The organism is Pantoea sp. Acro-807 (assembly GCF_011752675.1).
Lineage (GTDB): Bacteria > Pseudomonadota > Gammaproteobacteria > Enterobacterales > Enterobacteriaceae > Pantoea > Pantoea eucrina.
This window is the reverse complement of record NZ_VWXE01000007.1, coordinates 83,234-98,521: the sequence shown is the minus strand read 5'-3', so window position 1 is coordinate 98,521 and position 15,288 is coordinate 83,234. Positions and strand designations below refer to the sequence as shown.

At 56.2% G+C, this 15,288-nt stretch carries 9 protein-coding genes; 3 read left to right on the top strand and 6 right to left on the bottom strand.

Features of this window, described 5'->3' with window-relative positions; translation table 11 throughout:
- Positions 1–52: 52 nt before the first annotated feature.
- From acnB to pdhR, 5 genes are all read right to left on the bottom strand, one after another.
- Positions 53–2,650: a bifunctional aconitate hydratase 2/2-methylisocitrate dehydratase gene (gene acnB, locus F3J39_RS15380; protein WP_104085531.1), complete on the bottom strand. Its 2,598-nt coding sequence runs from the start codon at positions 2,648–2,650 to the stop codon at positions 53–55.
- Positions 2,651–2,987: 337 nt separating this feature from the next.
- Entirely contained in the window at positions 2,988–4,412 is a 1,425-nt protein-coding gene (gene lpdA, locus F3J39_RS15375) for a dihydrolipoyl dehydrogenase (RefSeq protein WP_039385712.1), read from the bottom strand.
- A 173-nt stretch (positions 4,413–4,585) separates the two neighbouring features.
- On the bottom strand, positions 4,586–6,484 hold the full coding sequence (gene aceF / locus F3J39_RS15370; RefSeq protein ID WP_166714361.1) for a pyruvate dehydrogenase complex dihydrolipoyllysine-residue acetyltransferase: 1,899 nt from the start codon (positions 6,482–6,484) through the stop codon (positions 4,586–4,588).
- Positions 6,485–6,497: 13 nt separating this feature from the next.
- Positions 6,498–9,173 carry a pyruvate dehydrogenase (acetyl-transferring), homodimeric type gene (gene aceE / locus F3J39_RS15365; RefSeq protein WP_039382627.1) on the bottom strand — a complete coding sequence of 892 codons (2,676 nt, stop codon included), beginning with the start codon at positions 9,171–9,173 and terminating at the stop codon, positions 6,498–6,500.
- Positions 9,174–9,299: 126 nt separating this feature from the next.
- A complete protein-coding gene (gene pdhR, locus F3J39_RS15360) occupies positions 9,300–10,064 on the bottom strand; it encodes a pyruvate dehydrogenase complex transcriptional repressor PdhR (RefSeq protein ID WP_039382625.1) in 765 nt (254 codons plus the stop codon).
- A 523-nt stretch (positions 10,065–10,587) separates the two neighbouring features.
- Here pdhR and aroP point away from each other — a divergent pair.
- From aroP to F3J39_RS15345, 3 genes are all read left to right on the top strand, one after another.
- Positions 10,588–11,943 carry an aromatic amino acid transporter AroP gene (gene aroP, locus F3J39_RS15355; RefSeq protein WP_039382624.1) on the top strand — a complete coding sequence of 452 codons (1,356 nt, stop codon included), beginning with the start codon at positions 10,588–10,590 and terminating at the stop codon, positions 11,941–11,943.
- Positions 11,944–12,103: 160 nt separating this feature from the next.
- Complete coding sequence (locus F3J39_RS15350; RefSeq protein ID WP_166714360.1) at positions 12,104–13,510, top strand: MFS transporter; 1,407 nt, start codon at positions 12,104–12,106, stop codon at positions 13,508–13,510.
- The gene (locus F3J39_RS15345) at positions 13,507–14,460 is read left to right on the top strand and encodes a family 43 glycosylhydrolase (RefSeq protein WP_039382619.1); all 954 of its coding nucleotides are present in this window, start codon (positions 13,507–13,509) and stop codon (positions 14,458–14,460) included. Before F3J39_RS15350 ends, F3J39_RS15345 begins: the two co-directional genes overlap by 4 nt.
- Here F3J39_RS15345 and ampE read toward each other — a convergent pair.
- Complete coding sequence (gene ampE, locus F3J39_RS15340) at positions 14,442–15,287, bottom strand: beta-lactamase regulator AmpE (RefSeq protein ID WP_166714359.1); 846 nt, start codon at positions 15,285–15,287, stop codon at positions 14,442–14,444. The two genes, F3J39_RS15345 and ampE, sit on opposite strands and share 19 nt — an antisense overlap.
- Position 15,288: the final 1 nt, after the last annotated feature.

Sequence of the window (15,288 nt, the reverse complement as noted above, 5' to 3'; positions counted from 1 at the left end):
ATAAAAAAAGGGGGATGATTTGCATCATCCCCCCCCCGATTTACCCGTCGCGTTATACGGCGGTCTGGAAAATCACGCTGTCCGCTTTCTCGGTATATTGACCCAGCTGGTCAAAGTTGAGATAGCGATAGGTGTCGTCGGCCGTTTTATCCACCTGCACCATAAACTGCTGATACTCGTCCGGCGTTGGCAGTTTGCCAAGCAGCGAAGCGACGGCAGCCAGCTCGGCTGATGCCAGGAAGACGTTGGCGCCGTTACCCAGACGGTTCGGGAAGTTACGGGTCGACGTGGAGACCACCGTCGCACCGTCCTGCACGCGTGCCTGGTTACCCATGCAGAGCGAACAGCCCGGGATCTCAATACGCGCACCGCTTTTACCAAAGACGCTGTAGTAGCCCTCTTCGGTAAGCTGCGCCGCATCCATCTTGGTTGGCGGAGCCACCCAGAGACGCGTCGGCAGCTGGCCCTTATGCGCGTCCAGCAGCTTACCGGCCGCGCGGAAGTGACCGATATTGGTCATGCAGGAGCCGATAAACACTTCGTCAATCTTCTCGCCCTGCACGTCAGAGAGCCAGCGCGCATCATCCGGATCGTTTGGTGCACACAGAATCGGCTCTTTGATATCCGCCAGATCGATCTCGATCACCGCAGCGTATTCTGCATCTGCATCGCCTTCCAGCAGCTGCGGATCGGCCAGCCATTTCTCCATGCCCTCAACGCGGCGCTCCAGCGTACGGCGATCGCCGTAGCCTTCCGAGATCATCCACTTCAGCAGGACGATGTTGGAGTTCAGGTACTCGATGATCGGCGCTTTATCCAGCTTGATGGTACAACCGGCAGCAGAACGCTCAGCGGAGGCATCAGACAGCTCAAAAGCCTGCTCAACTTTCAGATCCGGCAGACCTTCGATCTCCAGAATACGGCCGGAGAAGATGTTTTTCTTGCCCTTCTTCTCTACCGTCAGCAGGCCCTGCTTAATCGCGTACAGCGGGATAGCGTGTACCAGATCGCGCAGCGTAATGCCCGGCTGCATGGTGCCCTTAAAGCGCACCAGCACCGATTCCGGCATATCGAGCGGCATCACGCCAGTCGCAGCGGCAAACGCCACCAGGCCGGAACCCGCCGGGAAAGAGATGCCAATCGGGAAGCGGGTGTGTGAGTCACCGCCGGTGCCAACGGTATCCGGCAGCAGCATACGGTTCAGCCAGCTGTGAATAATACCATCGCCCGGACGCAGCGAGACGCCACCGCGGTTCATGATGAAATCCGGCAGCGTATGGTGCGTGGTCACATCAACCGGCTTCGGATAGGCCGCGGTGTGGCAGAAGGATTGCATCACCAGATCGGCGGAGAAGCCGAGGCACGCCAGGTCTTTCAGCTCATCGCGCGTCATCGGACCGGTGGTATCCTGTGAACCCACAGAGGTCATCTTCGGCTCGCAGTACGCGCCCGGACGAATACCCTCAACGCCACAGGCGCGGCCCACCATCTTCTGCGCCAGCGAGTAGCCGCGCGTGCTGGTGGCGATATCTTTCGCCTGCACAAAGACGTCGCTTGCCGGCAGGCCGAGTGACTCGCGTGCTTTCGTCGTCAGGCCGCGACCGATAATCAGCGGAATACGGCCGCCGGCGCGGACTTCATCCAGCAGCACATCGGTTTTCAGTTCAAAGGTTGCCAGCAGTTCATTGGTTTCGTGACTGCGGACTTCGCCTTTATACGGGTAAACGTCAATCACATCGCCCATGTTCAGGCGCTCAACATCCAGTTCGATCGGCAGCGCGCCGGCATCTTCCATGGTGTTGAAGAAAATCGGGGCAATTTTACCGCCGAGGCAGAGACCGCCGCCCTTTTTGTTCGGCACGTACGGGATATCTTCACCCATAAACCACAGCACCGAGTTGGTGGCGGATTTACGTGATGAGCCGGTACCGACGACGTCGCCGACATACGTCAGCGGGAAGCCTTTCTGCTGCAGCGCCTGAATCTGTTTAATCGGGCCAATGTTGCCCGCCTCGTCTGGCTCAATACCATCACGCGGGTTTTTCAGCATCGCCAGCGCATGCAGTGGAATATCCGGGCGCGACCACGCATCCGGCGCCGGAGAGAGGTCGTCGGTGTTGGTTTCGCCGGTCACTTTGAACACGGTGGTGGTGATTTTTTCAGCCAGCTTAGGACGCTTCAGGAACCACTCGGCATCAGCCCAGGATTGCAGGATTTTTTTTGCGTGGGCGTTACCCGCTTTGGCTTTCTCTTCCACATCGTAGAAGTTGTCGAACATCAGCAGCGTATGGGACAGCGCTTCAGCGGCAATCGGTGCCAGTGCTTCGTCGTCGAGTGCTTCAATCAGCGCGTGGATGTTATAGCCACCCTGCATGGTGCCCAGCAGTTCAACAGCTTTCTCGCGCGTAACCAGAGGAGAGTGGGCTTCGCCCGTTGCGACAGCAGCCAGGAAACCGGCTTTAACATAGGCGGCTTCATCAACGCCTGGCGGGACGCGGTTAACCAGCAGGTCAACCAGAAATTCTTCTTCACCCGCAGGCGGGCTTTTCAGCAGTTCAACCAGCGCGGCCATCTGGGAAGCATCTAACGGCTTAGGTACGATTCCCTGGGCAGCACGCTCGGCAACGTGCTTACGGTATTCTTCTAGCACGACGTTCTCCTCGCTCTCATTGTATAGCTTTCCGGTACACCTTGATGCTGTTAAACAGTAGGGTGAGGTGCCCGGTTCTGCGTCGGCCAGCATAGCAGGATTTCGCCTGATTGTTAATCTGTTTACAAAAAAGCAACATCCAGCCAATTTCCGGCATAACTGTCCGGGTATTCCCCTGCAGACGGAAAAAAAAGCGGCAGATATGCGGCAGGCGGTTTTCAGATCATAACTTTCAGCGTGGCAGAAAATGATCTGGCTAACCTTTAGTTATGCCTGCGGCTGTAACAGCAAAAAAAAAAACGGCCCCCGCAGGAGCCGTTGATCGCAGAAGTGAAACTTACTTCTTCTTCGCTTTCGCGTTTGGCAGATCGGTGATGCTGCCCTCAAAGATTTCAGCGGCAAGGCCAACTGATTCATGCAGCGTCGGGTGCGCATGGATGGTGAGCGCGATATCTTCGGCATCACAACCCATTTCGATCGCCAGACCGATTTCACCCAGCAGCTCGCCGCCGTTGGTGCCGACTACAGCACCGCCGATAACGCGATGCGTCTCTTTGTCAAAGATCAGCTTGGTCATGCCGTCAGCGCAGTCAGAAGCGATAGCACGGCCTGAGGCCGCCCATGGGAAGGTGGAGACTTCGTAGCTGATGCCCTTCTCTTTGGCTTCTTTCTCAGTCAGACCTACCCATGCAACTTCCGGCTCGGTATAGGCGATGGATGGGATCACTTTCGGATCGAAGTAGTGCTTCAGACCAGAGATGACCTCAGCGGCAACGTGGCCTTCGTGCACGCCTTTGTGCGCCAGCATAGGCTGACCCACGATATCACCGATAGCGTAGATGTGCGGCACATTGGTACGCATCTGCTTATCGACACGGATAAAGCCGCGCTCGTCCACTTCCACGCCCGCTTTACCGGCGTCGAGGCCTTTACCGTTTGGCACGCGGCCAATGGCGACCAGCACCGCGTCATAGCGCTGCGCCTCAGCAGGCGCTTTTTTACCTTCCATCGACACATAGATACCGTCATCTTTCGCGTCAACCGCGGTGACTTTGGTTTCCAGCATCAGGTTGAATTTCTTGCTGATACGCTTGGTAAAGACTTTAACCACGTCTTTATCCGCTGCCGGGATCACCTGGTCAAACATCTCAACCACGTCAATCTCTGAACCCAGCGCATGGTAAACTGTCGCCATCTCCAGACCGATGATGCCGCCGCCCATGACCAGCAGACGCTTCGGCACTTCACGCAGCTCCAGCGCTGACGTAGAGTCCCAGACGCGCGGATCGTGATGCGGGATAAACGGCAGCTCGATAGGGCGTGAGCCTGCGGCGATGATTGCGTTATCGAAGTTGATGGTGGTTGCGCCACCCTCACCTTCAACCACCAGGGTGTTGGCACCGGTGAATTTACCCAGACCGTTTACGACTTTGACCTTACGGCCTTTCGCCATTCCGGCCAGACCGCCGGTCAGCTGGTTGATCACCTTCTCTTTCCAGGTGCGGATCTTGTTAATGTCTGTCTGCGGCTGACCAAACACGATGCCGTGCTCTTCCAGCGCTTTCGCTTCTTCAATCACTTTCGCGACGTGCAGCAGCGCTTTTGACGGGATACAGCCTACGTTCAGACAAACACCACCGAGGGTGTTGTAGCGCTCAACCAGAACGGTCTCCAGACCTAAGTCAGCGCAACGGAAGGCTGCAGAGTAACCTGCAGGACCTGCCCCAAGTACCACGACTTGAGTTTTAATCTCTGTACTCATCATGACCTCTTGTTAGATTGCCGGCGGTCAGAGCGACCTTTCCCAGGCTCATGCTACCCTGTCGCCACCGGGACATTTCACCGCGAGAGTTTACAGAATTGTTAATAAACTGCCAACCGCGGTAACAACTGAATGCTTACAACAAGGCCGGCATTTGCCGGCCTTGATTAACTTCACATCACCAGACGGCGAATATCAGACAGCATATTGTTGATGATGGTGATGAAACGCGCACCATCAGCACCGTCGATCACGCGGTGGTCAAACGAGAGCGAGATCGGCATCATCAGACGCGGTGCAAACTCTTTACCGTTCCAGACCGGCTCCATGGCCGATTTGGAGACGCCAAGGATCGCCACTTCCGGCGCGTTGACGATAGGCGCGAAGTGCGTCGTGCCCAGGCCGCCAAGGCTGGAGATGGTGAAACAGCCGCCCTGCATATCGCTGGCGGTCAGTTTGCCATCGCGCGCTTTCTTCGAGGTTGCCATCAGCTCACGCGAGAGTTCAGTGATGCCTTTCTTATTAACATCCTTGAACACCGGAACCACCAGACCATTTGGCGTATCAACCGCCACGCCGATGTTGATGTATTTCTTCAGCGTCAGTTTCTGACCATCTTCAGACAGCGAGCTGTTGAAACGCGGCATCTGCTCCAGGGCCGCCGCAACCGCTTTCATGATGAACACCACCGGGGTGAACTTCACATCCAGCTTGCGTTTCTCGGCTTCCGCGTTCTGCTGCTTGCGGAACGCTTCCAGATCGGTGATATCGGTTTTATCGAAGTGCGTAACGTGCGGGATCATGACCCAGTTACGGCTCAGGTTAGCACCAGAGATTTTCTGGATACGGCCCAGCTCCACTTCTTCCACTTCACCAAACTTGCTGAAGTCTACCTTCGGCCATGGCAGCATGCCTGGCAGACCGCCGCCTGCAGCAGCAGCTGGCGCAGCCTCAGCGCGTTTCACCGCCTCTTTCACGTAAGTCTGCACATCCTCTTTCAGGATGCGGCCCTTACGCCCGGTGCCTTTCACCTTCGCCAGGTTAACGCCAAACTCGCGCGCCAGACGACGGATCACCGGCGTGGCGTGCACATAGGCGTCATTCTCAGCGAACTCACTTTTCGCTTCCGCTTTAGCCGGCGCAGGTGCTGCAGCGGGTTTAGCCTCCGCTTTCGCCGGCGCGGCGGCCGCTTCCGGTTTGGCTGCCGGTGCTGGCGATGGTGCGCCGCCTTCTACTTCAAAGATCATGATCAGTGAGCCGGTATTGACTTTGTCACCGGTGGCCACTTTCAGCTCTTTTACCGTACCGGCAAACGGCGCCGGCACTTCCATAGAGGCTTTATCGCCTTCAACCACAATCAGCGACTGCTCAGCGGTGACTTTATCGCCCGCTTTCACCAGTACCTCGGTCACTTCAACTTCATCACCGCCGATATCCGGTACGTTTACCTCTTTCGCGCCTGCAGCTGCAGCCGGGGCGGAGGTCGCCTCTTCTTTCATCTGTGGTTTCGCGTCGGCAGCCGGTGCGTCGCCTTCTGCGTCAAAGATCATAATCAGTGAACCGGTGTTCACTTTATCGCCGGTAGCGATTTTGATCTCTTTCACTACGCCAGCAAACGGCGCAGGCACTTCCATTGAAGCTTTGTCGCCTTCAACGGTGATCAGCGACTGCTCAGCTTCAACCTTGTCGCCCACTTTAACCAGGATCTCTGTGACTTCGACTTCATCACCACCGATATCCGGTACGTTAACCTCTTTGCTGGCGGTTGCCGTTGCAGCAGCAGGAGCCGGCGCGGCTTCTGCTTTTTTCTCTTCGGCAGCCGGTGCAGCTTCTGCCGCACCTTCAGCGTCAAACACCATAATCAGCGAGCCGGTATTCACTTTGTCACCGACGGCGATTTTGATCTCTTTAACCACGCCCGCCTGCGGCGAAGGCACTTCCATCGAGGCTTTATCGCCTTCCACAGAGATCAGCGACTGCTCAGCTTCAACGCTGTCGCCCACCTTCACCAAAATTTCGGTGACTTCAACTTCGTCTGACCCGATATCCGGTACGTTAATTTCGATAGCCATTACTCTTTACCTCTTAAGCCAGACGCGGGTTAACTTTATCAGCGTCGATATCGAATTTAGCGATAGCGTCCGCTACCACCTGCTTCTCGATTTCGCCGCGTTTAGCCAGCTCACCCAGCGCAGCCACTACCACATATGACGCATCCACTTCGAAGTGATGACGCAGATTTTCACGGCTGTCAGAACGACCGAAGCCATCGGTACCCAGCACGCGGTAGTCGCTGGCTGGCACATAGCTGCGGACCTGTTCTGCGAACAGCTTCATGTAGTCGGTTGACGCAACGGCCGGCGCATCGTTCATCACCTGAGCGATGTAAGGCACGCGTGGCGTTTCTGTCGGATGCAGCATGTTCCAGCGCTCGCAATCCTGACCATCTCGCGCCAGCTCGGTGAACGAGGTTACGCTGTAGACATCAGAGCCGATACCGTACTCTTTCGCCAGAATCTGTGCCGCTTCGCGCACGTGGCGCAGAATAGAGCCTGAGCCCAGCAGCTGCACTTTGCCTTTCTTGCCTTCGACTTCTTCCAGCTTATAGATACCCTTACGGATACCCTCTTCCGCACCCTGCGGCATCGCCGGCATATGGTAGTTTTCGTTCAGCGTGGTGATGTAGTAATAGATGTTTTCCTGCGCTTCACCATACATACGCACCAGGCCATCCTGCATGATCACCGCCACTTCATACGCGTAGGAAGGATCGTAGGAGATGCAGTTAGGGATGGTCAGCGACTGAATATGGCTGTGGCCATCTTCATGCTGCAGACCTTCGCCGTTCAGCGTCGTACGGCCCGACGTACCGCCAACCAGGAAGCCACGCGCCTGCTGATCGCCCGCCAGCCACATCAGATCGCCAATGCGCTGGAAGCCAAACATGGAGTAGTAGATGTAGAACGGGATCATCGGCAGGTTGTTGGTGCTGTAAGAGGTCGCCGCTGCCAGCCAGGATGAACCTGCGCCCAGCTCGTTGATCCCTTCCTGCAGAATCTGGCCTTTCTCATCTTCTTTATAGTAAGCAACCTGCTCGCGGTCCTGCGGCGTATACTGCTGGCCGTTCGGGCTGTAGATACCGATCTGACGGAACAGGCCTTCCATACCAAAAGTACGTGCTTCATCCGCGAGGATTGGCACCAGACGATCTTTGATCGACTTGTTCTTCAGCATCACGTTCAGCGCGCGCACGAAAGCGATCGTGGTAGAGATCTCTTTGCTCTGCTCTTCCAGCAGAGGTTTGAACTCTTCCAGCGTCGGCATTTCCAGCTTCTCAGTGAACTCCGCCTGACGGGTTGGCAGATAGCCACCCAGCTTCTCACGCTGGCCGTGCAGGTAGTTGTACTCTTCTGAGCCTTTTTCAAAGGTGACGTAAGGCAGCTCTTCGATTTTCTCATCAGCCACTGGCACATTGAAGCGATCGCGGATGTAGCGTACGCCATCCATGTTCATCTTCTTGACCTGGTGGGCGATATTTTTGCCTTCCGCGGTATCACCCATACCATAACCTTTAATGGTATGAGCCAGAATCAGCGTTGGCTGACCTTTGGTCTCCTGCGCCTTTTTCAGGGCAGCATAGATTTTCTTCGGATCGTGGCCGCCGCGGTTCAGTGCGAAAATCTCTTCGTCGGACCAGTCTTTCACCAGCGCAGCGGTCTCCGGGTATTTACCGAAGAAGTGCTCGCGCACATAGGCGCCGTCGCGTGATTTAAAGGTCTGATAGTCGCCGTCAACGGTTTCGTTCATCAGCTGAATCAGTTTGCCGCTGGTGTCTTTCTTCAGCAGCTCATCCCAGCGTCCGCCCCAGATCACTTTGATCACGTTCCAGCCAGCACCGGCAAAAATGCCTTCCAGCTCGTTGATGATCTTACCGTTACCGGTGACCGGGCCATCCAGACGCTGCAGGTTACAGTTGATGATGAAGACCAGGTTGTCCAGCTTCTCACGGGTCGCAATGGTGATAGCACCTTTGGATTCCGGTTCATCCATCTCGCCATCGCCAAGGAAAGCGTACACCGTCTGACCAGACGTATCTTTCAGGCCGCGATGCTCCAGGTACTTCAGGAACTTCGCCTGATAGATAGCGTTCAGCGGACCCAGACCCATTGAAACGGTCGGGAACTGCCAGAAGTCCGGCATCAGTTTTGGATGCGGATAGGATGACAGGCCGTTGCCGTGCACTTCCTGACGGAAGTTATTCATCTGCTCTTCAGTCAGACGTCCTTCAAGGAACGCACGTGAGTAGATGCCTGGAGAAATGTGACCCTGGAAGTAGACCAGATCGCCGCCATCTTTTTCGCTGCGTGCGCGGAAGAAGTGGTTGAAGCACACTTCATAGATTGTGGCAGAGCTCTGGAAAGAAGAGAGGTGTCCCCCCAGCTCCAGATCTTTCTTCGACGCACGCAGAACTGAAACAATGGCGTTCCAGCGAATTGCGGAACGGATACGACGTTCGAGAGAGGTGTTGCCCGGATAGTCCGGCTCATCTTCTGTCGCAATGGTGTTGATATAGTTGCTGATCGCTGCAGCAGCACCGCCACCGCCAGCTACTTTTACACCACCTTTGCGGGCAGCGCTCAGGACCTGATCAATCAGATACTGCGCACGCTCAACACCTTCTTCACGGATGACCGATTCGATCGCCTGTAGCCAGTCACGAGTTTCGATCGGATCCACGTCATTCTGTAAACGTTCTGACATGGGGGGTATTCCTTATCTGTGTCTAATACGTTGAATTATCAGGAGCCTGTCTGCTTGTGTTGTGCTTCAGGTTCACAGCACAAGAAGACAGGCCCGTCGTTTATGTCGCACGTTCGTTGCCGTACGTTATTCCTTGCGTTGCTGTAAACGACGCAGGGAGCGTTCACGACGGCTCTGCTCCCGACTTCTGTCCAGCAAGATTTCCTCTATAAACGCCAGATGACGATGCGAGGCTTCGCGGGCCTGTTCCGGCTCGCGCGCCACAATCGCCGCAAAAATACTGGCGCGATGCTCGCTCACTTTCGCCAGCATTTCGCGGCGAGCGTAGAGCAATTCGAAATTCTGACGTACGTTTTGTTCCAGCATCGGGCTCATGGAGCGCAGCAGGTGCAGCAGCACCACATTATGCGCCGCTTCCGTGACCGCAATCTGATACTTCATGACGGCGTCCGCTTCGGCGTCGAGATCGCCGCTCTCCTGCGCCTGCTGAATCTGAAGATGGCAGTCGCGAATACGCTGCAGATCTTCATCGGTACCGCGTAGCGCTGCGTAGTAGGCAGCCACGCCTTCCAGCGCATGACGGGTTTCCAGCAGATCGAACTGAGATTCCGGATGCTGGGCCAGCAGCCCGACCAGGGGGTCGCTTAAGCTCTGCCAGAGGTTCTGCTGCACAAATGTGCCGCCACCCTGGCGACGCAGCAGTAAACCTTTGGCTTCCAGACTCTGAATCGCTTCGCGTAGCGATGGACGTGAGACATCAAACTGTTTGGCCAGTTCGCGCTCGGGGAGCAGTTTCTCACCCGGCTGAAGGGTCCCTTCCATAATCAGGGATTCCAGCTGCTGCTCTATCGCATCGGAGAGCTTGGGCTGGCGAATTTTACTATAAGCCATCTTCCCTTCTTATAAGCCAAACGTCTGGAGTAAATTGGTAATACCAATTGAAAAATGGTGCCCGTAAAGTAACAAAGTATTCACCTTGTGTCTATATGGCCACTCTCCTACTTCCAGCCCGATATAGCCCTGAACCCAGGCATCCTGCCTTAAGCCGCCGTAGTAACAGGAAAAAGAAACAACTGCGCGAAGTTGTTAACAGATTTCACTTTTACCAAACCTTACACTGCAAAAGCGGTCGTTTCTCTTATACGCCATAAGCGAAAGCTATTCGTGTTTAAGCATTATTCATGGCAGAAATAGCGCAAGGGAAACCACAGAGTAAATCGCTGCTTTTTCCATCACTCCTTAGCACAAAAAGCAAAAGCAGGTGCAAAGTCGCGCGCTTATCACTATTCTGGTCGCCTGAATAGCGTCTCGCTACAGAGAGCCAGTCTGAATTCGTAAAGAAAAGATTACACGCAGTATCACAGCCTTAAGTGCGGGCACTGCAGGCGCACAATAACAATACAAAGAGGTTTGTATGGAACAACAGCATGGCGAAGCGCTGCATCGCGGCCTGAAGAATCGCCATATCCAGCTGATCGCGCTGGGCGGTGCCGTCGGCACCGGCCTGTTTCTGGGTAGCGCATCGGTTATTAAATCTGCCGGCCCGGCCGTGATTCTGGGTTATGCCATTGCCGGATTTATCGCCTTTTTAATTATGCGCCAGCTGGGCGAAATGGTGGTTGAGGAGCCGGTTGCCGGCAGCTTCAGCCATTTTGCCTACAAATACTGGGGCAATTTTGCCGGCTTCGCCTCTGGCTGGAACTACTGGGTGCTCTATGTGCTGGTTGCAATGGCCGAACTCAGCGCCGTCGGCAAATATATTCAGTTCTGGTATCCCGATTTTCCTGCCTGGGCCAGCGCCGCTATTTTCTTTGTCGTCATCAATGCCATTAACCTGACCAACGTCAAAGTGTTTGGTGAGATGGAGTTCTGGTTCGCCATTATCAAAGTCGTGGCCGTTATCGGCATGATCCTGTTTGGCGGCTGGCTGCTGTTCAGCGGCAACGCCGGTCCGCAGGCATCCGTCAGCAACCTGTGGGCTCAGGGCGGCTTTCTGCCGCACGGCATGACCGGTCTGGTTATGATGATGGCGATTATTATGTTCTCCTTTGGCGGCCTGGAGCTGGTAGGCATTACCGCTGCAGAAGCGGACAACCCGGAAGAGAGCATTCCTAAAGCCACTAATCAGGTGCTGTGGCGCATTCTGATTTTTTACATTGGCTCACTGGCAGTGCTGCTGTCGCTGCTGCCCTGGACGCGCGTCACCGCTGACACCAGTCCGTTTGTCCTGATCTTTCATGAGCTGGGTGATGCGCTGGTCGCGAATGCGCTGAACGTCGTGATCCTGACGGCGGCGCTCTCGGTCTATAACAGCTGTGTTTACTGCAACAGTCGTATGCTGTTCGGCCTGGCCCAGCAGGGCAATGCGCCAAAAGCGCTGCTCAGGGTTGATCGTCGTGGCGTACCGGTTGCCACCATTATGGTCTCAGCGGTCGCTACCGCGCTGTGCGTGTTGATTAACTATCTTATGCCGGGAGAAGCCTTTGGCATCCTGATGTCTCTGGTGGTGTCGGCCCTGGTTATCAACTGGGCGATGATTAGCCTGGCACATATGAAATTCCGCCGTAAGAAAGATCAGCAGGGTGTCACTACGCGCTTCCGCGCGGTGCTCTACCCGGCCGGTAACTGGCTCTGCCTGCTGTTTATGGCCGCCGTGCTGGTGATCATGGCGATGACGCCTGGAATGGCGATCTCGGTATGGCTGATTCCGGTCTGGCTGGTTATTCTGGCGGTGGGTTACGCCATTAAAAACAAAACGCAGAAAGCCTGATAGTCCCGCGTGCCCGGTTCATCTGACCGGGCACCTCTGCCGATCGTCCTCACACTTTTTTCCCTGCACCCGTTTTGTCCATCTACGCGACTCATTGTTGATCACCCCTGCCTGCCGTTTGCGCTGATACTTTTCGCTCCACTTGTCGCAGGAGACGACGATGAAAAGTGCTGCACTCTCATTCAGAGAAAAACTGGGATATGGCATGGGCGATGCCGGCTGTAACATGATTGGTGGCGCGATCATGCTGTTTCTGAACTACTTCTACACCGATGTTTTTGGCCTGGCACCGGCGCTGGTCGGCGTACTGCTGCTTTCAGTACGCGTGCTGGATGCGGTAACAGACCCCATCATGGGCGCGATAGCGGATCGTACCCAGAGCCGATGGGGCCGCTTCCGTCCCTGGCTGCTCTGGGTCTCAGTGCCATATGTTCTGTTCAGCGTACTGATGTTTACCACGCCGGACTGGAGCTATGAAAACAAAGTTATCTGGGCCTTTGTCACCTATTTCCTGATGTCGCTGACCTATACCGCCATCAATATTCCCTACTGTTCACTGGGCGGCGTTATCACCAGCGATCCGGGCGAGCGCGTTTCCTGTCAGTCTTATCGCTTCGTGATGGTGGGTGTCGCCACGCTGATCCTCTCACTCTCACTGCTGCCTATGGCGGAGTGGTTTGGCGGTGACAACAAGGCGCGCGGCTATCAGCTGGCGATGAGCGTGCTGGCGCTGATTGGCCTGGCGATGTTTCTGTTCTGTTTTGCTAACGTCCGCGAACGAATCCGGCCTGCGGTGCCGACGCATGACGATCTGAAGAAAGACCTGCGCGATATCTGGAAAAACGATCAGTGGGTGCGCATTCTGCTGCTGACCTTCTGCAACGTCTGTCCCGGCTTTATCCGCATGGCGGCCACCATGTATTACGTGACCTGGGTCATGGGCCAGTCGACGCATTTTGCCACGCTGTTTATCAGCCTTGGCGTGATCGGCATGATGGGTGGCAGCACGCTGGCAAAATATCTCACCGACCGCTGGTGCAAGCTGAAGGTCTTTTTCTGGACCAATATCGGCCTGGCGCTCTTCTCCTGCGGGTTTTACTGGATCGATCCACACGCTACCGTCACGGTGGTGGTGGCCTATTTCCTGCTGAATATTCTGCATCAGATCCCCTCGCCGCTGCACTGGTCGCTGATGGCCGATGTGGATGACTATGGCGAGTGGAAAACCGGCAAGCGTATTACCGGTATGAGCTTTTCCGGCAATCTCTTTTTTCTCAAGGTCGGGCTGGCGGTTGCTGGTGCCATGGTCGGCTTTTTGCTGTCGGTTTACGGCTATGACGCGGGTGCAAAACAGCAGTCCGCCAGCGCCGTCAACGGCATTATGCTGCTCTTTACCGTAATACCCGGTGTCGGCTACCTGATCACCGCAGGCGTAGTGCGCCTGATGAAAGTGGATCGCAAGCTGATGCGCACGATTCAGGATGACCTGGCGCTGCGCCGCGCTAACTTTCGCGATTTGTCCGCCCCATCCCCGGCCGCAACCACTCAACCCGGAGAGATCAAATGACCTGGCCTAACCCTTTTATTACGCAGCGCGCCGATCCCTTTATTCTGCGGCACGGCGCTGGCTACTACTTTATCGCCTCAGTACCGGAATACGATCGGCTGGAGCTGCGCCACGCCAGCACGCTTGCGGGACTGCGTGAGGCACCCGCCGTTACCGTCTGGCGCAAGCCGGATCAGGGTGAATACAGTGAGCTGATCTGGGCGCCCGAGCTGCACCACATTAATGGTCAGTGGGTCATCTACTTTGCGGCAGCGCCGAGCCGGGAAATTAAAGAGGGGCTGTTTCAGCATCGCATGTATGCGCTGGTCTGCGATGATGCCGATCCGCTGACCGGCTACTGGCAGCCCTGTCGCCGGGTCGAAACGCAGTTCGATAGCTTTGCGCTGGACGCCACCCATTTCGTCCATCAGGGTAAAAACTGGTATCTCTGGGCACAAAAAGATCCCGCTATTCCCGGTAATTCCAATCTTTATCTGGCCGAGCTGCTTAACCCCTGGACGCTTAAAGGCACGCCGGTGATGCTGAGCCGGCCTGAATATGAGTGGGAGTGTGCCGGCTTCAGCGTTAACGAAGGTCCGGCGGCGATCCGTCACGGCAACCGGCTGTTTGTGACCTACTCCGCCAGCGCGACCGATGAAAACTACTGTCTGGGTATGCTGAGTATTGACGTGCAGGCCGATCCGCGCGATCGCATCGCCTGGCAGAAGTCAGCGCGGCCGGTGTTTACCACCAGCTGGGAAAATCAGCAGTACGGGCCGGGACACAACAGTTTTACGACGGATGAAGCGGGACGCGACGTGCTGGTTTATCACGCCCGCAACTACACGGAAATTGAGGGCGATCCGCTGTGGGATCCCAATCGCCATACGCGCCTGAAATATTTCAGCTGGCGTGAGGATGGCACGCCCGATTTTGGCGTGCCTCCGGCGGATCACACCAGCGTGCCGTAGATAGTCAGGAGCGCCACCACCACCACCAGCACCAGCGAAGTGCGTTTTGCCAGCACCACCGCCACGCGTGGGGTGGCGACTTTATCCGTGTGCGGATCGCGCGCCAGCGAGAACTGCGCCAGGCTGGTCAGCACCTGATACTGAGCGCGATGGAGGTCGCTCAGAGAAGCAAACCAGGCGGGCAGCGCGCGCTCGCCGTGACCCAGCAGCGCATAAGCGACGCCCGCCAGCCGTACCGGGATCCAGTCCAGCACGTGCAGCAGCGCATCAACACCTGAGGCAGCGCGTGCCTGATCTGATGCGTGTCGTGCCAGCCAGCTCTGCCAGGCGCGCAGAAAAGCGTACCCCACCAGCAGCACCGGCCCTCCGACCACGAACCAGAACAGCGGAGCGAGATAGAAACGGAAGTTGATCCAGATAAGCGCATTCTGCAGCTCGCGCAGGAACTCACGCTCGCTGCAGTTTGCCGGCACGCCATGAATGAGCGTCAGCTCTGCAGCCATCGCCTGATGCGCCGCCTCATCATCACGGCTGGCAGCCTGCAGATAGTTATGATAATGCTGTCGCGCAGAACCGGCGCCGATACAGAGCAGTCCGGTCACAATCCAGAACAGCAGCTGCAGCAGCCCGAACAGCAGGCCATGCAGACTCCAGACCACCAGCCACACCAGCAGCATGGCTGCTGCGGTCATCAGAAGCGTGCGCGGCAGCGAAAAGCGCTGCCGGCCACGGAACAGCGGCTCCAGCCGGTGATCCAGCTGCCAGTGTTCGCCCATTTTAAACAGGCGTTCCCATCCCAGAACAAGTAACAAACTAAACAACGTCATA